19 protein-coding genes are annotated in these 17,633 nt (G+C 59.7%); 9 read left to right on the top strand and 10 right to left on the bottom strand.

Features of this window, described 5'->3' with window-relative positions; translation table 11 throughout:
• The first annotated feature begins 40 nt into the window (after positions 1-40).
• Positions 41-523, top strand: a complete 483-nt coding sequence (locus AMM41_RS04475) for a thioesterase family protein (RefSeq protein ID WP_089953407.1) — start codon at positions 41-43, stop codon at positions 521-523.
• A 13-nt stretch (positions 524-536) separates the two neighbouring features.
• On the opposite strand, the gene AMM41_RS04470 is transcribed toward AMM41_RS04475, so the two are convergent.
• Entirely contained in the window at positions 537-947 is a 411-nt protein-coding gene (locus AMM41_RS04470; RefSeq protein ID WP_089953404.1) for an acyl-CoA thioesterase, read from the bottom strand.
• A gap of 40 nt (positions 948-987) precedes the next feature.
• On the opposite strand from AMM41_RS04470, the gene AMM41_RS04465 reads away from it, so the two are divergent.
• Positions 988-2,832: an ABCB family ABC transporter ATP-binding protein/permease gene (locus tag AMM41_RS04465; protein ID WP_089953401.1), complete on the top strand. Its 1,845-nt coding sequence runs from the start codon at positions 988-990 to the stop codon at positions 2,830-2,832.
• A gap of 190 nt (positions 2,833-3,022) precedes the next feature.
• Here the strand turns inward: AMM41_RS04465 and AMM41_RS04460 are convergent, their stop codons facing one another.
• The 6 genes from AMM41_RS04460 to AMM41_RS04435 all read right to left on the bottom strand — a co-directional run bounded on the left by AMM41_RS04460 (position 3,023) and on the right by AMM41_RS04435 (position 7,933).
• Positions 3,023-4,126: a 2Fe-2S iron-sulfur cluster-binding protein gene (locus tag AMM41_RS04460; protein WP_089953398.1), complete on the bottom strand. Its 1,104-nt coding sequence runs from the start codon at positions 4,124-4,126 to the stop codon at positions 3,023-3,025.
• A gap of 24 nt (positions 4,127-4,150) precedes the next feature.
• Complete coding sequence (gene paaD / locus AMM41_RS04455; protein WP_089953396.1) at positions 4,151-4,687, bottom strand: 1,2-phenylacetyl-CoA epoxidase subunit PaaD; 537 nt, start codon at positions 4,685-4,687, stop codon at positions 4,151-4,153.
• Between the two features lie 10 nt (positions 4,688-4,697).
• A complete protein-coding gene (paaC, locus tag AMM41_RS04450) occupies positions 4,698-5,510 on the bottom strand; it encodes a 1,2-phenylacetyl-CoA epoxidase subunit PaaC (RefSeq protein ID WP_089953393.1) in 813 nt (270 codons plus the stop codon).
• Positions 5,511-5,562: 52 nt separating this feature from the next.
• Positions 5,563-5,859, bottom strand: a complete 297-nt coding sequence (gene paaB, locus AMM41_RS04445) for a 1,2-phenylacetyl-CoA epoxidase subunit PaaB (protein WP_089953390.1) — start codon at positions 5,857-5,859, stop codon at positions 5,563-5,565.
• Complete coding sequence (paaA, locus tag AMM41_RS04440) at positions 5,856-6,887, bottom strand: 1,2-phenylacetyl-CoA epoxidase subunit PaaA (RefSeq protein ID WP_089953388.1); 1,032 nt, start codon at positions 6,885-6,887, stop codon at positions 5,856-5,858. Before paaA ends, paaB begins: the two co-directional genes overlap by 4 nt.
• Before the next feature lie 158 nt (positions 6,888-7,045).
• Positions 7,046-7,933 (bottom strand): 23S rRNA (adenine(2030)-N(6))-methyltransferase RlmJ, encoded by an 888-nt coding sequence (locus tag AMM41_RS04435; protein WP_089953385.1) that lies wholly within the window; start codon positions 7,931-7,933, stop codon positions 7,046-7,048.
• Positions 7,934-8,130: 197 nt separating this feature from the next.
• Between AMM41_RS04435 and rplM the strand changes: the two genes are divergently transcribed.
• The 3 genes from rplM (at position 8,131) to erpA (ending at position 9,500) form a co-directional block, all read left to right on the top strand.
• Positions 8,131-8,562, top strand: coding sequence for a 50S ribosomal protein L13 (gene rplM, locus AMM41_RS04430; RefSeq protein ID WP_089953382.1), 432 nt, complete (start codon positions 8,131-8,133; stop codon positions 8,560-8,562).
• Between the two features lie 11 nt (positions 8,563-8,573).
• Positions 8,574-8,966, top strand: coding sequence for a 30S ribosomal protein S9 (gene rpsI, locus AMM41_RS04425; protein WP_053172304.1), 393 nt, complete (start codon positions 8,574-8,576; stop codon positions 8,964-8,966).
• Positions 8,967-9,134: 168 nt separating this feature from the next.
• Positions 9,135-9,500 (top strand): iron-sulfur cluster insertion protein ErpA, encoded by a 366-nt coding sequence (erpA, locus tag AMM41_RS04420; protein ID WP_062402414.1) that lies wholly within the window; start codon positions 9,135-9,137, stop codon positions 9,498-9,500.
• Between the two features lie 33 nt (positions 9,501-9,533).
• On the opposite strand, the gene AMM41_RS04415 is transcribed toward erpA, so the two are convergent.
• Both AMM41_RS04415 and AMM41_RS04410 read right to left on the bottom strand, forming a co-directional pair.
• The gene (locus AMM41_RS04415; protein ID WP_089953380.1) at positions 9,534-10,670 is read right to left on the bottom strand and encodes an anhydro-N-acetylmuramic acid kinase; all 1,137 of its coding nucleotides are present in this window, start codon (positions 10,668-10,670) and stop codon (positions 9,534-9,536) included.
• A 75-nt stretch (positions 10,671-10,745) separates the two neighbouring features.
• Positions 10,746-12,128, bottom strand: coding sequence for a peptidoglycan DD-metalloendopeptidase family protein (locus AMM41_RS04410; protein WP_368664960.1), 1,383 nt, complete (start codon positions 12,126-12,128; stop codon positions 10,746-10,748).
• Between the two features lie 225 nt (positions 12,129-12,353).
• On the opposite strand from AMM41_RS04410, the gene tyrS reads away from it, so the two are divergent.
• The 4 genes from tyrS to dbpA all read left to right on the top strand — a co-directional run bounded on the left by tyrS (position 12,354) and on the right by dbpA (position 16,579).
• Positions 12,354-13,586, top strand: a complete 1,233-nt coding sequence (gene tyrS / locus AMM41_RS04405) for a tyrosine--tRNA ligase (protein ID WP_089953378.1) — start codon at positions 12,354-12,356, stop codon at positions 13,584-13,586.
• 49 nt (positions 13,587-13,635) lie between these two features.
• Positions 13,636-14,562: a cation diffusion facilitator family transporter gene (locus AMM41_RS04400; RefSeq protein WP_089953375.1), complete on the top strand. Its 927-nt coding sequence runs from the start codon at positions 13,636-13,638 to the stop codon at positions 14,560-14,562.
• Positions 14,559-15,002, top strand: coding sequence for a D-aminoacyl-tRNA deacylase (gene dtd / locus AMM41_RS04395; protein WP_089953372.1), 444 nt, complete (start codon positions 14,559-14,561; stop codon positions 15,000-15,002). The genes AMM41_RS04400 and dtd overlap by 4 nt, the downstream gene beginning before the upstream one ends.
• 167 nt (positions 15,003-15,169) lie before the next feature.
• Positions 15,170-16,579 (top strand): ATP-dependent RNA helicase DbpA, encoded by a 1,410-nt coding sequence (gene dbpA / locus AMM41_RS04390; protein WP_089953369.1) that lies wholly within the window; start codon positions 15,170-15,172, stop codon positions 16,577-16,579.
• Positions 16,580-17,156: 577 nt separating this feature from the next.
• Here the strand turns inward: dbpA and ybeY are convergent.
• The gene (gene ybeY, locus AMM41_RS04385) at positions 17,157-17,612 is read right to left on the bottom strand and encodes an rRNA maturation RNase YbeY (RefSeq protein WP_089953366.1); all 456 of its coding nucleotides are present in this window, start codon (positions 17,610-17,612) and stop codon (positions 17,157-17,159) included.
• Positions 17,613-17,633 lie beyond the last annotated feature (21 nt).

Raw genomic sequence — 17,633 nt, 5'->3', positions numbered from 1 at the left:
AGCCCGTAGTCGCTGATGTGGGCATCGATAAAATCAACAGATGACCCATCGCCCAAGCTCCCTTGTCGTTCTGGAACCTGAGTACATCGAAGGTTTTCGCCAGATCTACGAAGAAAAAATCGTCTTCAACAAAACCTTGGGCTTGAAGCTCGTCAAGGTCACGCCAGAGGGCGTGGAGGCCCGTATCGAGATGCGGCCTGAGTTGGTCGGGCACTTTGCCTACAACCGCATCCATGGCGGCGTCATCAGCGCGGTGCTCGACGCCATTGGCAGTGCGGCTGTCATGGCCGCACTGGCCGCCAAACACATGGACGAGCCGCCCGCCAAACGCCTCGAGCGCTTTGCCAAGCTGGGCACCATCGACTTGCGGGTGGACTACCTGCGCCCTGGCATTGGCGAGCACTTCATCATCACCGCCAACGCCTTGCGTGTGGGCTCGCGGGTGGGTTCATCGCGCATGGAGTTTTGTGGGCCCGACGGCACCTTGATGTCCACAGGCGCTGCAGCTTACATCGTGTCCTGAGCTCTCGGGCGATTCACTCCGCAGGCACGGGCCTGGGTTTGCCTTGGTCGTCCACTGCCACATAGGTTAGGTTCGCTTCGGTGACCTTGATGTACTGGCCCTGCAACTGAAAGCGTTCGGCAAACACCTCCACCTTGACGGTGACCGAGGTGCGGCCCACGCGCACGATGCGTGAGAAAAACGACAGGATGTCGCCCACCTTGACGGCCTGTTTGAAGATGAACTCGTTCACCGCCACGGTGACCATGCGCCCGCGTACACGCCGCGCGGGCAACACGGCTCCGGCCAAGTCGACCTGCGCCATGACCCAGCCGCCAAAAATATCGCCGCTCGCGTTGCAGTCGGCGGGCATGGGGATGACCTTGAGCACCAGCTCTTGGTCGGTGGGCAAAGACACGGTGTTGGGGCGTTGGGGTTCAGACATGGGCACAATCGGTGGTTATCGTTGAACTGGATTGTCCTTTATGCGCCACCACGGCGAACCTGCCGCCTCTGCTTCCCCCCATTCACCCCAGACCGGCTCAGCTTCCGGCAAGGCCACTCAGCAGCCTGCCGGGGGCGACTGGAAAACCTTGTCGCGCCTTTTGCCCTATTTGTGGCAATACAAATGGCGCGTGGTCATTGCGCTCAGCCTCATGGTGTGCGCCAAGCTGGCCAATGTGAGCGTGCCCCTGCTGCTCAAGGAGCTGGTGGACGCCATGAGCCTCAAGCCCGGTGACCCTCAAGCGGTCTTGGTGGTACCGGTGGCCTTGTTGGTGGGGTACGGCGCTTTGCGCTTGCTGACATCCGCATTCACCGAATTGCGCGAGCTGGTGTTTGCCAAGGCCACACAAGGCGCTTCGCGCAGCATTGCCCTGCAGACTTTTGAGCATCTGCACGCTTTAAGCCTGCGTTTTCATTTGGCCAGGCAGACCGGAGGCATGACACGCGACATCGAGCGGGGCGTGCGCGGCATCGAGTCGTTGATTTCGTATTCGCTGTACAGCATCATCCCCACGCTGATCGAGGTGGGCTTGGTGCTGACCATTTTGGCGGTCAAGTTTGACGCCTGGTTCGCGGGCATCACCTTGGCAGCCTTGGCGTTTTATATTTTCTTCACCGTGCGCGTGACCGAGTGGCGCACGCAGTTTCGCAAGCAGGCCAACGAGTTCGACTCGGCCGCGCACACCCGCGCCATCGACTCGCTCCTGAACTACGAAACCGTCAAGTACTTTGGCAACGAGCGCTTTGAGGCGGGTCGTTACGACGAAAGCCTGGAGCGCCTGCGCCTGTCGCGCTTGAAGGCACAAACCTCTTTGTCGGTGCTCAACACCGGTCAGCAGCTCATCATCGCCTCGGCCCTGGTGGCCATGCTTTGGCGGGCCACTGAAGGGGTGGTGGCCGGGCGCATGACCTTGGGTGACCTGGTCATGATCAACGCCTTCATGATCCAGCTCTACATCCCGCTCAACTTTTTGGGTGTGCTGTACCGCGAGATCAAACAAAGCCTGACCGATCTGGACAAGATGTTTGTGCTGATGGACCGTGAGCGCGAAGTGGCCGATGCGCCCGCTGCGCCTGCGCTGGCTTTGCAGGGTGCGCCCGATGTGGTGTTTGACCGCGTGTCTTTTGCCTACGAAAGCGACCGCCCGATCCTGAAAGACATCAGCTTCACCATCCCGGCTGGCAAAACGGTGGCAGTAGTCGGGCCTTCGGGTTCGGGCAAGTCCACGCTCGCGCGTTTGATGTTCCGCTTTTACGACGTGCAGCAAGGCTTCATTCGCATTGCCGGGCAGGACATCCGGCAGGTCACCCAAAACAGTGTGCGCCAAGCCTTGGGCATCGTGCCGCAAGACACGGTGCTGTTCAACGACAGCGTGGCTTACAACATCGCCTATGGCCGCCCGGGGGCGAGTCAGGCCGAGATCGAGGGTGCGGCGCGTTCTGCCCGCATCCACGACTTCATCGCCTCTACCCCCAAGGGTTACCAAACTTCGGTGGGCGAGCGGGGGCTGAAATTGTCGGGTGGCGAAAAGCAGCGTGTGGCGATTGCCCGCACTTTGCTCAAAGACCCGCCGATTTTGGTTTTTGACGAGGCCACGTCTGCACTGGACTCAGCCAATGAACGTGCGATCCAATCCGAGCTGGCCAATGTGGCACAAAACAAGACCACCCTGGTGATCGCCCACCGCCTGTCCACCGTGGTCGATGCACACGAGATTTTGGTGATGGATGCGGGCCAGATCATTGAGCGCGGCAACCATGCCGAGCTGCTGGCCCAACAAGGCCGCTACGCCAGCATGTGGGCGATGCAGCAGTCGGGCGAGTGAACCCGGGTTCTCCTGTAGGTCGGACCTTCAGGTCCGACGTTGTGCACCACCACCTCTTGAAAATGTCGCTGCGCGAAAAGATGGCCGTGCGACCCTAAAGGCCGGACCTACGAGGGATGGTTTCGCAGGGCCTTCAGGTCCGACAAGCATCGTTTTGCGCAGCGACCATGGCGGGCGTGCTGCGCGGATTTCAGCGCTCGTCGAAACTGATCACCACGCGTTCGCTGGTGGGGCGGGCTTGGCAAGAAAGGATGAAGCCTTGTTCGACTTCGGGCTTTTCGAGGGTGAAGTTCTTCTCCATCTCGGTCGTGCCTTCCATGACCTTGCAGCGGCAGGTGCAGCACACCCCGGCTTTGCACGAATAGGGCAGGTCCAGGCCCAGCGACAAGGCGATGTCCAGGATCTTCTCGTTGCGGTTCATCGGCATGTTGTAGGGCTTGCCGTCCAGCACCACGGTGAGTTGCACTTCGCCTTGTTCACGGGTGGCGGGGTGGCCCAGCACGGCCTGGCTGCGTTGCTCTGGGGTCAGTGCATCGAGCGTGGGTGAGCTGAAGCGTTCGGTGCGGATGCGTTCGGCTTTCACGCCTGCGGTCAGCAGCGCCTGCTCGGTGGCTTCGATCATGGCCTCGGGTCCGCACACAAACACCTCGTCCATGCTGCCCACGGGCAAGAAGGCGTCGATGATGGCCTGCACCTTGGCCGCGTCGATGCGCCCTTCCAGCAAGGGCACTTCTTGTGCCTGGCGCGAGAGCACATGGATCAAGGTCAGACGCGAGGGATAGCGGTCCTTGAGGTCTTGCAGCGCTTCGTTGAACATCACACTGTCCATGCGGCGGTTGCCATAGACCAGGGTGAACTTGCTCTCGGGTTGGTCTTCCAGGGTGCTGGCGAGGATCGACAGGATGGGCGTGATGCCCGAGCCAGCCGCAAAGCCCACGCGGTGAATGGCGCGGGGCCGTTGCACCACAAAGCGGCCATCGGGCGGCATCACGCGCAAGGTGTCGCCTGCCTGGAGTTGGGTGGCGGCCCAGTTGGAGAACACGCCGCCTTCCACGGGGCGAATGCCCACTTCGAGCACGCCGTTCTTTTGCAGCTGGCTGCGGGCCGAGCTGATGGAGTAACTGCGGCGCACATCCGCGCCGTTGATGTCCGCACGCAAGGTCAGAAACTGGCCCGGCTGGAAGTCGAAGCTGCTGCGCAGATCGGCCGGCACGTTCAGCGTGATCGCCACGGCACCAGCCGCTTCGGGTGAAATGCGTGCGATCGGGAGGTCATGAAATCGGGGTGCGGACATGGTGCTTCAGGGCGGCAAGGCCGCTCAGTAAGGTTTGAAGTAATCGAAGGGCTCCATGCAAGCCAGGCACCGGTAAAGGGCCTTGCAGGCGGTCGAGCCGAAATGGGAGGTTTCGGTGGTGTTGGCCGAGCCGCATTGCGGGCAGTTCACCACCTCGGGCTTGGCCCCACGGGCTGCAAACTGCACCACGTTGGCCGTGCCCGAACCCGCGCTGCTGCAGGCGTGCGGCGGGGCGATGCCATAGGCGCGCAGTTTGTCTTTGGCGGCGTCGCTCATCCAGTCGGTGGTCCAGGCCGGAGCCAGTTGCGTGACCACCCTGCCTTGCAGGCCGTGGGCCTGCAACAGGGCTTTCACATCGTCCTCGATCTGGCCCATGGCCGGGCAGCCGCTGTAGGTGGGCGTGATGACCACGTCCAGCCCGGCATCCCCTGCACGCACATCGCGCAAGATGCCCAGCTCGCGCAAAGTGACCACCGGAATTTCCGGGTCGGTCAAGGCGTCGAGCAGGGCCCAGGCGCGGGCCACATCGGCGGTGCTGGGCTGAGAAGTGAGGGTCAACATGGCTTGGGGCTTACCAGGTGGCTTGAGGATGGGCGCGGGCCAGGCTTTGCATTTCGGCCAACACAAAACCCAGGTGCTCGGAATGGAGGCCTTGTTTGCCTGTGGGCACAAAACCGCCATCGGCCGGGCGCTTCAGGGTGGCCTCTTGCAGGGCCTGGTCCACGATTTGGTTCCAGTCGTTTTGCAAGGCGGCCATGTCGATGCCCGTGCCGTTGGCCAGCGCGGCGGCTTCATGCGGGCTGCTGGCCCAAAACTCCTGGGTGTAGGGCATCAGCTGGTCGAGGGCCATTTGCGCTTTGGCATGGGACTCGTCAGTGCCGTCGCCCAGACGCACCAGCCAGTCGCGTGAATGGCGCAGGTGGTAACGCACTTCCTTGAGTGACTTGGCGGCAATCGCGGCCAGTTGTGTGTCTTTGGAGTTTTGCAGCTGGTCCCAGACCAGCACCATCAGGCTGCTGTACAAAAAATTGCGCGCCATGGTCATGGCGAAATCGCGGTCGCCTTGGGCCGTGGCCGACATCAAGGGCATGTGCGGCAATTCGCACAAGGTGTAGTTCTTGAAGTCGGGCACGTCGCGGAAATACGCCAGCGTGTCTTCGGTGGCGCCGCCGCCTTGCAGCTCGGCCGCGTGCTGGTAAAGCATGCGGGCTTGGCCCACCAGGTCCAGGCTGTTGTTGGACAGCGCGATGTCTTCTTCGAGGATGGGGCCGTGGCCACACCATTCGGCGTTGCGCTGTCCGAGGATCAGCGCGTTGTCGGCCAGGTGCAGGAGGTAATCGACCGGCGCGTTGAGCGCGGCCGTTGGGGAGTTGGGCGTGTTCATAAGGGTGTTGGGTGCGTGACGCTGAACGCTGAACGCTGAGCGTCGAACGGCTTTACATGTGGCCGACTTCTTCTGGAATCGCGTAGAAAGTGGGGTGGCGGTAGACCTTGTCGCTGGCCGGATCGAAGAATTCGGGCTTGTCATTGGGCTCGCTCGCCGAAATATTGGCCGAGGGCACCACCCAGATGCTCACGCCTTCTTGGCGGCGGGTGTAGACATCACGCGCCATTTGCAAAGCGTGCTCTGAATCGGATGCGTGCAGGCTGCCGCAATGCTTGTGTTCCAGGCCTTGCTTGGAGCGGACGAAAACCTCCCACAGAGGCCATTCTTTCAATGCGGCGGTGCTCATGCTGCTTCCTTCATCTGACGTTGCTGTTGTTTCTTGGCGTGGGCCAGGGCCGCTTCGCGCACCCAGGCGCCGTCGTTCCAGGCCTTGACGCGAGCACCCAGGCGCTCTTTGTTGCAGGGGCCGTTGCCGTTGACGGTGGCCCAAAATTCATCCCAGTCGATCTGGCCGTAGTCGTGCGCTTGGCGGGCTTCGTTCCACTTCAAATCTGGGTCGGGCAGGGTCACGCCCAACACTTTGGCTTGCGGCACGGTGGCGTCGACAAATTTTTGGCGCAAGTCGTCGTTGCTGATGCGCTTGATGCCCCAGCGCATGCCCTGCGCACTGTTGGGGCTGTCGGCGTCGGGCGGCCCGAACATGGCCAGGCATTTCCACCACCAGCGGTTCACGGCGTCCTGCACCATGGCTTTTTGCTCAGCCGTGCCTTGCATCATGACCAAGAGGGCTTCGTAGCCTTGGCGCTGGTGGAAGCTTTCTTCTTTGCACACGCGCACCATGGCGCGGGCATAAGGGCCATAAGAGCAGCGGCACAGAGGCACCTGGTTCATGATGGCCGCGCCATCAACCAGCCAGCCGACCACGCCCACATCGGCCCAGTTGAGCGTGGGGTAGTTGAAGATGGAGCTGTATTTGGCCTTGCCGGTGTGCAGGGCGTCGAGCATTTGGTCACGGCTGGTGCCCAGGGTCTCGGCAGCGCTGTACAGGTACAGGCCGTGACCGCCTTCGTCTTGCACTTTGGCGATCAGGATGGCTTTGCGCTTCAAGCTGGGGGCGCGGCTGATCCAGTTGCCTTCGGGCAGCATGCCGACGATTTCGCTGTGGGCGTGCTGGCTGATTTGGCGCACCAGGGTCTTGCGGTAGGCCTCGGGCATCCACTCGCGGGGCTCGATGCGGCCATCGGCGTCGATGCGGGCGTCAAAGGCGGCTTGCAGGGCTGCGTCTTGAGCGCTCAGGGCTTTGGGGACGGCCTTCAGGCCGGTTGATTTGGCTTCCTCGGATGAGTCCGGGACGCTGAAAGATTGCGTGTACATGGGCTTCTCCCGCGCCAAACAGGATGGGATGATCGAGGCGCGGATGCCAGTATACCAATTAACCGACCGTTCGGTCGGTTAATTTGAATCCTTCATCATCAGGGTTTGCACTTATTTTTGCGTTGAGCACTGAACTCAGCACACGTCACGCTGAACGCTCAAGACGACTCCACCGCCCAATTTTTGCCAGACCCACGCGCCAAGGCAGGGCCGACCACATCCAAAGCCTTGCGGATCTGGTCTTTGAGGGTGAAGGGCGGGTTGATGACGAACATGCCACTGGCCACCAGGCCGCCCTCATCGCCTGGCCCCCGACCAATCGCTAACGTGGCATTGAGCCAGGGCTTTTGCGATTGATTTGCCAAAGTGCGCAGGCGTTTGGGCAGGTCGTGCGCCTCTGGGCGCGGAATGATCGGGTACCAGACCAGGTAAGTGCCTGTGGAAAAGCGCTTGAGGTATTCCTGAATGACACTGGCGACCTTGCTGTAATCCGACTTGATCTCGTAGCTCGGGTCGATCAGCACCATCGCGCGCTTGGAGCCTGTGGCCGATGGCGGTGGGGGCAGCAGCTTTTTGAGGGCCTCAAAGCCGTCTTCGCGGCTCACCGTGACCGTGCGTCCGGCTTCGAGCTGGGCGATGTTGGACATCAGGGCTTTGCTGTCGGTGGGGTGCAATTCGAACAGGCGCAAGCGGTCGCGCGATGCGTGGCGCATCAGCCGTTGCATCAAAAAGGGCGAGCCGGGGTAAATTTTGGCTTGCCCGTTGGGGTTGAAGCTGGCGATCTGTTCCAGATAGTCCTGTATGGGCTCGGGCAGGGCGTCGAGCTTTTCTGCGGCGGCCAGCAGTTTGAAGAGGCCGTCCTCGGCTTCTGCCCCTTTTTGCGAATAATCACCGTCCAGGCGGTACAAACCGGCCCCGGCGTGGGTGTCAATGAGGGTGATGCCGGCCTCTTTTTGCATGAGGTGGCGCATGGTGGCGAGCAAGGTGATGTGTTTGAGCACATCGGCATGGTTGCCCGCGTGGAAAGCGTGTCGGTAACTGAACATGCGTCGATGGTAACCAATAACGCCCGCAAGTCCTTGATTTTTCGTATAATAGAAGGCTTCGCAGCGATTTTGTGGCCCCGCGGCGAAGACGCCCAGACCTGAAAAGGTCCAAGCAATCTCCCACCTAAGAGGTTCCCAACAGAGGAACACCGACCGTGGAAAAGGGCCCGACAAACCTTTCTTCAAAGAGAAAACTCATGACAACTACTTTCAGCGCCAAACCCGCTGAGGTCGTGCACGAGTGGTTTGTGATTGACGCGACCGACAAGGTCCTCGGACGAGTAGCCAGCGAAGTTGCTCTCCGTTTGCGCGGCAAACACAAGGCCATTTACACACCTCACGTCGACACCGGTGACTTCATCGTCATCATCAATGCTGCCCAGCTCAAAGTGACGGGCACCAAGACCATCGACAAAGTGTATTACCGTCACTCGGGCTATCCCGGCGGTATCACTGCAACCAACTTCCGCGACATGCAAGCCAAGCACCCTGGCCGCGCACTCGAGAAGGCTGTCAAGGGCATGCTGCCCAAGGGCCCACTCGGCTACGCCATGATCAAGAAACTCAAGGTGTATGGCGGCGCAGAGCATCCACACACCGCCCAACAGCCTAAAGTGCTGGACATCTAAGGAGCCTTGAGATGATTGGTGAATGGAACAATGGCACAGGCCGTCGCAAATCCAGCGTCGCCCGCGTGTTTCTGAAAAAAGGCACTGGCAAGATCACGGTCAACGGCAAGGACATCCAAGCCTACTTCGGCCGCGAGACTTCGATCATGATCGCCAAGCAACCCCTCATGTTGACCAACCATGCCGAAACTTTCGACATCATGATCAACGTGCACGGCGGTGGCGAATCCGGTCAAGCCGGCGCATCGCGCCACGGCATCACCCGCGCCCTGATTGACTACGACGCTTCGCTCAAGCCTATGCTGAGCCAAGCTGGTTTTGTCACTCGCGATGCCCGTGAAGTCGAACGTAAAAAGGTCGGCTTGCACTCCGCTCGTCGCCGCAAGCAGTTCTCGAAGCGTTAATCCGCTTTGCCTGTTTGGCCAAAAAGCCGCTCCGGTTCGCCGCAGCGGCTTTTTGTTTGGCCGCTTGAGATTGGAAAAGCCCATGAGCCCAGTAGCGTTACTGGATTGGCAGAGCGGTAATTCCCGACCAGCGCGCTATACTATTTGGCATTGAACCGGAGAAACCCCATGAGCGCTCTTGCTGAAAATATCCAGACCGAAATGCCCGAACCGATTGTCTTCACCGACAGCGCGGCCGCCAAGGTGGCCGACCTGATCGCCGAAGAGGGCAATCCTGATTTGAAGCTGCGCGTGTTTGTCCAAGGTGGCGGCTGCTCAGGCTTCCAGTATGGCTTCACCTTCGATGAAATCACCAACGAAGACGACACGACCATGAGCAAAAATGGCGTGTCTCTGCTGATCGACGCCATGAGCTACCAGTACCTGATTGGTGCCGAGATCGATTACAAAGAAGACCTGCAGGGTGCTCAGTTCGTGATCAAGAACCCTAACGCCACATCGACTTGCGGCTGCGGTTCTTCTTTCTCAACCTGATTTTCAGACTGGGCCAGCTGGGCTGGCCCTGCATCAACGGGGGTAAATGGCCCCCAAGACACGGGCGCCTCGGGCGCCCGTAACACTTGGTAAGCTGGAAGTTTCGCGCCGTACCGTTTTGAACGCGAGCCAAGCAAAAGCGGCAGCTTCCACTTGCAAAGGGGGTAAGCCCCGAACTTGGCTGTTGGTCACCTGAAGACCCGGCAGATGATGGGCCAAACGGCGCATGAGTTGCTCGTTCAAAGCCCCGCCGCCACACACAATCAGCTCTCGGGCCAAAGGAGCCTGATGCTGAATGTCATGGGCACAGGCCATGGCCGTGAATTCGGTCAAGGTGGCTTGAATGTCCTGAGCCCTGTAGCCGTCGATGGGCAAGCGTGTTTTCAACCAAGCCGGGTTGAACAGGTCTCGACCTGTGCTTTTCGGGGGCAAGCGTTGCAAAAAGGGTTCAGCCATCAAGGTGGCCAACAAATCAGGGTTAACAATTCCCGTGGCCGACCAAGCACCCTTGTGGTCAAAGGATGCGCCTGTGTGGATGGAACACCAGTAATCCATGAGTGCATTTCCCGGTCCACAGTCCCAGCCGAGAACAGACCCATCAGGATGAAGCACACTCAAGTTGGCAATGCCGCCGATGTTGAGCACAGCGACAGTGGTGTCACTTTGTCCAAAAACACCGTGGTGAAAAGCTGGAACCAAGGGGGCTCCTTGACCACCCGCTGAAAGATCCCGGTTGCGAAAATCGCAGACCACGTCCATGCCCGTGAGTTCGGCGAGCAAAGAAGGGTTGATCAGCTGAATGGTGTAGCCCACCGCGGCTTGTTGCATTGCCGGATCACCATCGAACTCGAGAGGTCTGTGGCGCACAGTTTGTCCGTGTGCACCCAAAGCTGTGACGTCACTGGGTGTGAGTTGTGTCTGGGCGAGCAAATCATGGGCCACTTGAGCGTAATGGCGCGAAATACCATTGCCTGCGAGCGCAGCTCGGTGAAGCTCATCAGGACCGCTTTCATTGAGTTGCATCAAGAGGTCTCGGAAAGCAGGCGCAAATGGCACAAAAGAATGGGCCAGCACACGCAGTTGACCCGATGGCTCAATCTGGGCTGCTACACCATCCACACCGTCCAAAGATGTACCGGACATCATGCCCATGAAAATGGCTGGGATCATTTGGAAAATAAGAGCTGAGATTGTGCAAGAACGGGCGTTCGTGGTGGTGCATCAAAAAAGGGCCTTGCGGCCCTTTTACTGGATATTGCTTTCGCGCATTTGAGCGGCAGCCTGTAGCTGCATTCGCGCCTGGGCGACCAAGGTGTTAAAGCGGGGTTTTTCAGCTGGGCCGATGGGCGTGCTTTGTGCCATTTGAATGATCTTTTGAGGGTCAACGTGAACACCGTTAACTCGGAATTCAAAGTGCAGATGTGGACCCGTGGACCAGCCTGTCGAGCCCACGGCACCCACCACTTGACCCTTTTGTACCGTTTGGCCTTTTTTGACCTGTATGCGGCTGAGGTGAGCGTAAACGGTCGAATGGTTGCCACCGTGATTCACAATCACCATATTGCCGTACCCGCCCTGAACGCCGGCAAATGCCACAACGCCATCACCAACGGATTGGGCAGGTGTGCCTGTGGGCGCTGCGTAATCCACACCTTGGTGTGCACGCATGGTCTGAAAAATGGGGTGCAGACGCATGCTAAAGCCGCTGGTTTTTCTGGAAAAAGCCAAAGGTGCAGCCAAATACGCGCGGCTCAGGCTTTTGCCCTCCATGTCGTAGTAACTTCCTTTTTGACCGGGCTCCTGAAACCAGACCGCTTCAAATTGCTGGTTGTCGTTGGTGAACTCTGCACTGAGCACGCGCCCTGTTCGCAATGGCTCACCATCGGCTTCCAGAACTTCATAAACGACTGAAAAACGTGCGCCTTTGCGCAATGTTCGGTGAAAGTCGATTTGGTTCGAGAAAATTTGTGTCAATTGGTTGATCACTGGATCGGGCAGTCGCGCTTCATCGGCAGCGTCGTACAAGGAGCGAGCCACAGTGCCACCGGTCATGCGCAGACTGGTGTTCATGGGAGACGCTTCTAAAGCGGCCTCGAGACCTTGAGGGGTGCGCTTGATGACCAAACGTTGAAAAAACGTGTCGTTTTCGTTCTTCAGCCAGCGAACGCGCAAGCTGCGCAATTGTTGATCGCTGTTGACCTCCGCTGAAACAGAACGACCGGCTTGTTGTAGTGCAAGTTTCGCCAGCGGGTTTTTACGCAAAAAAGCAGCTGTTTCAGGGTCCACCAAACCCAGACGGCGAAGCAAGTTTTCAGGGGTGTCGGCGGAGCGTGTGGTGTCGGTGCGGGTCAGTTGGAGATCTACCAGATCAAGCGATGCGGCTTGTGCCTGAATGTGGGCAATGTCAACAGGCGTGGTGATGTTGACCACTGGCAGATCTGAAATGTCTGGCCCCAAGTTGGCGACTGCAAATGCACCTCCGCCACCAGCAATAAGCAAGGAAGCCAAGCTGGCCATCAGTGTTTTGGGGTATCGGGTGATCCCACGTCTTAAGGCATCAAAAGCACCTGTCAAAAACGGGTGTTGACCATCGACCCAATCGAGCAAGCGTTGCACAGCCAAAAGCACAGCACCCAAAAAAGCAGTGCAAACAAACAAAAAAGCAACGAGCAATGAGGTCAGCCGAGACTGAAGAGCAATTAAAAAGGACATCAATTTTGCGATGTTGGCAGCCACCGTGAATAACAAAGATGGGCTGGTAAAAGGGCGGACAATGGCCGCCTCTAAAATAAGCGACTTTGACGATGGCCCATTGTAGTGGGCCACCGCTTTTTGACGCCAGAAAAAACCCTTATGAATCAAGCGCTTGTTACAAAATTCCCGTTAACTGATTCGGTGGTGAATGCTTTAGGAGTCACTTTGAGGGGCTGCGAAGAGTTGATTCCCAAAGAGGACTGGTCGCAAAAGCTCGCCAAATCGGAAGCTACCGGCGTTCCCTTGCGCATCAAGTTGGGTTTGGATCCCACGGCACCGGACATCCACATCGGTCACACCGTGGTGCTCAACAAGATGCGGCAACTTCAGGATTTGGGGCATCAGGTCATCTTTTTAATTGGTGACTTCACCAGCTTGATTGGTGACCCATCGGGCCGCAACAGCACCCGCCCGCCGCTCACGCCCGAGCAAATCAAGCTCAATGCCGAGACGTACTACAAACAAGCCAGTTTGGTGCTGGACCCGTCCAAAACAGAAATTCGCTACAACAGTGAGTGGAGTCTGCCCTTGGGCTCCATGGGCATGATTCAGCTGGCGGCCAAGTACACCGTGGCGCGCATGATGGAGCGCAACGATTTCCACGACCGCTTCAAGGCCGGCACCCCGATTTCGGTGCACGAGTTCCTGTACCCGCTGATGCAGGGTTACGACTCGGTCGCGCTCAAAAGTGACCTGGAGTTGGGCGGTACAGACCAGAAGTTCAACCTGCTGATGGGCCGCCACCTGCAGGCCGAGTATGGCCAGGAGCCGCAGTGCATCTTGACCATGCCGCTGCTCGAAGGCCTGGACGGTGTGGACAAGATGTCCAAGTCCAAGAACAACTACATCGGCATCAGCGAAGAGCCCAACACCATGTTCGCCAAGGTGCTGAGCATTTCAGACACCTTGATGTGGCGCTGGTACACCCTGCTGTCGTTCAAGTCGATGGCCGAGATCGAGGCGCTGAAAAAAGAAGTCGAAGACGGGCGCAACCCCAAGGATGCCAAGGTCATGCTGGCCAAGGAAATCACCGCCCGATTCCACAGCGCAGTTGCGGCCGATGCGGCCGAGCAGGATTTCATCAACCGCAGCAAGGGGGGCGTGCCCGACGACATCCCCGAGCTCAGTCTGTCAGGCGCGCCCATGGGCATTGGGGCTTTGCTCAAGTCAGCGGGCCTGGCCCCGTCGACCACCGAAGCCGGACGCTTGGTCGACGGCGGCGGTGTGCGTGTGGACTCCAGCGTGGTCAGCGACAAGGGTCTGAAACTCGAAGCGGGCACTTACGTGGTGCAAGTGGGCAAGCGCAAGTTTGCCAAGGTCACGCTGTCTTGACTGGGGGCTGGCGCACGGACAGCTCATCCAGCGGGGGTATGCTCAGCCCATGAAAAGATTTGACGCGTGGATGACGCCGACCCGCATGCTGTGGGCTTCGGTGGTGGTGGCGCTGGTCACCATTGCCATGAAAACCGGGGCTTGGTGGTTGACCGACTCGGTCGGTTTGCTGTCGGACGCGATGGAGTCGCTGGTCAATTTGGCCAGTGCGGTGTTCGGCTTGATGATGGTGACGATTGCGGCGCGCCCTGCCGACGACGACCATCCCTACGGTCACCACAAGGCCGAGTATTTCTCTTCGGGTTTTGAAGGCATTCTGATCTTGGTGGCCGCCTTGGGCATCATTTGGGTGGCGGCTCATCGCTTGTTCGATCCCCAGCCGATTGAGCAGGTGGGCTGGGGCCTGGCCTTGTCGGTGGGCAGCTCGGCCCTGAACGGTTTTCTGGCCTGGCTCATGTTTCGCGCAGCCCGGCAGCACCGCTCGCTGGCGCTTGAAGCCGATGCTCGGCACTTGGTGACCGACGTCTGGACTTCGGCCGGGGTGGTGGTAGGCATTGCCCTGGTCAGCGCCACAGGCTGGCTGTGGCTGGATGCCGTGGTTGCCATCGGCGTGGCCCTGAACATTCTGAAAGAAGGCTGGAGCCTGGTTTGGCGGTCTTCGCAGGGCCTCATGGACGAAGCGCTGGAGCCTGAAGTGCTGGCCGATGTACGGCGCGTACTCGACGGCTTTGCACACCAGCGCGGCGAGACCGAGATCATCCGTTTTGACCACCTGAACACCCGCAAGGCTGGGCAGCGCCGTTTTGTGGACGTGCACATGCACATGCCCGCCAGCTGGACGCTGGGACGAGCCGCTGCTTTGCGCGCCAGCGTGGAGCAGGCACTGATGAGCGAAGTGCCCGGCTTGCGGGCCACCATCCAGCTTTTGCCCAGCGATGTGGAAGCGCACTTTGACGATGCGAGGGACTTGAAATGATCGCGGTGTTGCAAAGGGTGAGTGAAGCCAGTGTGCGTGTGGAGGGGGCGGTGATTGGCCAGATTGACGCGGGCTTGCTGGTGCTGCTGTGCGCCGAAAAAGGCGACACCGAGGCGGTGGCCGACAAGATGCTGGCCAAAATGCTCAAGCTGCGCATCTTCAGCGACGAGGCGGGCAAGATGAACCGGAGCGTGCAGGACGTGGGTGGAGGTTTGCTGGTGGTCAGCCAGTTCACCCTGGCCGCCGATGTGGCGGGGGGCAACCGCCCGAGCTTCACGCAGGCGGCGGCGCCCGAGGACGGTCGGCGCCTGTATGCGCATTTTGTGGCGCAGGCCCGAGCCGCGCACCCGGTGGTGCAGACGGGTCAGTTTGCGGCCGACATGAAGGTGTCGCTGGTCAATGACGGGCCGATCACCATTCCGATGCGCATGAGCGCTTGAGTTTATCCAGGTCGGTGTGTCAACCTGCGACCCGTCGTGTAGGTCGGAGCTTCAGCTCCGACAATGACCGCTTCGGTACAGATCCGCAGTGTGGCTGAAGCCACCGACCAGGCTGTGGACAAGCATGTCGCCGAGCAACCAGCATCACCGCCACCGATAATCGGTGCATGACTGCCAAAATCCAAAACGCGACAAACGTTCGCTTTGACCAGCTTGCGCTGGCCCCTGCCACCCTTCAAAACCTCGAACAACTGGGCTACACCCAGATGACGCCCATCCAGGCGGCCAGCTTGCCTTTGACGCTCGCAGGCCAAGACCTGATCGCCCAAGCCAGCACGGGCAGTGGCAAAACCGCTGCTTTTGGCCTGCCCCTGATCGAGTGCCTGCAAACGGCGGGCTCGCCCAGCGCGACCATCCAGGCTGTGATTTTGTGCCCCACCCGCGAGTTGGCCGACCAGGTCACGCAAGAAATCCGCCGCCTAGCCCGCGCTCGGCAGAACGTGAAAGTCGTCACCCTGTGCGGAGGCGTGGCCTTGCGTGGTCAGACCGTGAGCCTGGAGCACGGTGCCGATGTGGTGGTGGGCACGCCCGGACGCATCCTGGACCACCTGGAGCGCGGCTCGCTGAGTTTGGCGGGTGTGAACACGATGGTGCTGGACGAAGCCGACCGCATGCTGGACATGGGCTTTTTTGACGACATCGCCAAAGTGATGCGCCAGTGCGCCAAAGACCGTCAGACCCTGTTGTTTTCGGCCACCTACCCCGAGGGCATCGCCAAGCTGGCGGCGCAGTTCATGCGCTCACCGCAGACCGTGAAAGTGGAGGCGCAGCACAGTGCGCACAAGATTCGCCAGGTGTTTTACGAAGTGAGCGAAAGCCAACGCCTGGACGCTGTGTCGAAACTTCTGGCGCATTTCCGCCCCGAGCGCACGCTGGCCTTTTGCAACACCAAGCAGCAGTGCCGCGATCTGGTGGCGGTGCTTCAAGCCCAGGGCTACAGCGCGCTGGCGCTGTTTGGCGAGCTGGAGCAACGCGAACGTGATCAGGTGCTGGTGCAGTTTGCCAACCGCAGTTGTTCGGTGTTGGTGGCCACCGATGTGGCCTCACGCGGGTTGGACGTGGAAGGGCTTGAAGCCGTGATCAACGTGGACGTGACGCCCGACCCGGAAATCCACATCCACCGCATTGGCCGCACGGGCCGGGGCGATGCCGAGGGCTTGGCGCTGACGCTGGCCAGCATGGACGAGATGGGTGCGATCGGCAAGATCGAGGTCATGCAGGGCCGCGAGTCGACTTGGGCCCCTTTGGCCGATGTGGTGCCCGCTGCGGGTGGTTTGTTGAAGCCGCCCATGCGCACGCTGCAAATCGTGGGTGGGCGCAAAGAAAAGATTCGCGCAGGCGACGTGATGGGCGCGCTGGCGGGCGAGTGTGGTTTGACCCGCGAGCAGGTGGGCAAGATCAATGTGAACGAGTTTTCGACTTATGTGGCGGTGCAGGCGGATTTGGCCAAGAAGGTGGAAGCTCAGTTGTCGCACGGCAAGATCAAGGGCAAGAGCGTGAAGGTTCGGTTGCTCTGACGTTTTGCCTTTCGCCTGTTGCTTGGACGGTGTGTGCCTTTCGCTGGGACGGTGTGTGAGGGGATGCGGCGGGTTCCTCATACCGGGGTACCGAAAATCGTCACCCGCCGCATCCCCTCACACACCTGAGTGGTCAGTCATTGATCCGGCCCTGTGAAGTTTGCATGAACGCTTTTTTTGTGGGAGCGGCGCCCTCGCCGCGATCGAGCCTCGCGGACCACCACCCATCGCCCCGAGGGCGGGGCTCCCACAATGCCACCATCGCTGATCACTGTCCCCAAGGCAAGCCTTGCACTTCAAAGGTCACAGGGCCGGATCAATAGGCGAGAGATGGGCTGTTAAAGGGCGGTTTTTGGTTCAAACCATTGCCTCAGGTTTGGCATGACTCAGAGAACAGCGGGTTTTAAAACCGCACCTCGGCCTCGAATGGGGTGGGGCCGGGTGACGATTTTCGGTACCCCGGCATGAGGAACCCGGCCCCACCCCATTCGAGGCCTCTCTTGCTCAAACCCATCGAGGCGAGCCTACCCAGCGCAAACCGTTCGAGACCTCACCGCAACAACCAGAAAAAACGAACTCAAAGGTAAGGGTTCTTCAACCCCAACCCCGCCAAAATGGCCACCTCATAGGCCTCCATCTCTTCGGCGTCGGCGGCGCTGGTCTCATGGTCCCAGCCTTGCGCGTGCAAAGTGCCGTGCACCAGCAAATGTGCGTAATGCGCTGCCAGCGTCTTGCCTTGTTCTTTGGCCTCACGCGCCACCACCGGGGCGCACAGCACCAAATCGGCCATCACCACCGGTTCCTGTTCGTAATCAAAGGTCAGCACATTGGTGGCGTAGTCTTTTTTGCGATAGCTCTTGTTCAGTTCGCGGCCTTCATCTTCGCCCACGATGCGCACCGTGATTTCAGCGTCATCGGTCAGGGCGTGGCGAATGGCACGGGCCACTGCATGGCGGGGCAGGGCGGCGCGGTGGCGGGCTGCATCAGGAATGTCGCCAAATTGCAGGGAAAGCTGGAGTTTTTGGAGGGCCATGGGGATGTTGGAATTCGGAGT

The sequence above is a fragment of the Limnohabitans sp. 2KL-3 genome, assembly GCF_001269405.1.
In the GTDB taxonomy this organism is placed as follows: domain Bacteria; phylum Pseudomonadota; class Gammaproteobacteria; order Burkholderiales; family Burkholderiaceae_C; genus Limnohabitans_A.
This window is presented reverse-complemented; position numbering and strand designations above follow the sequence as displayed.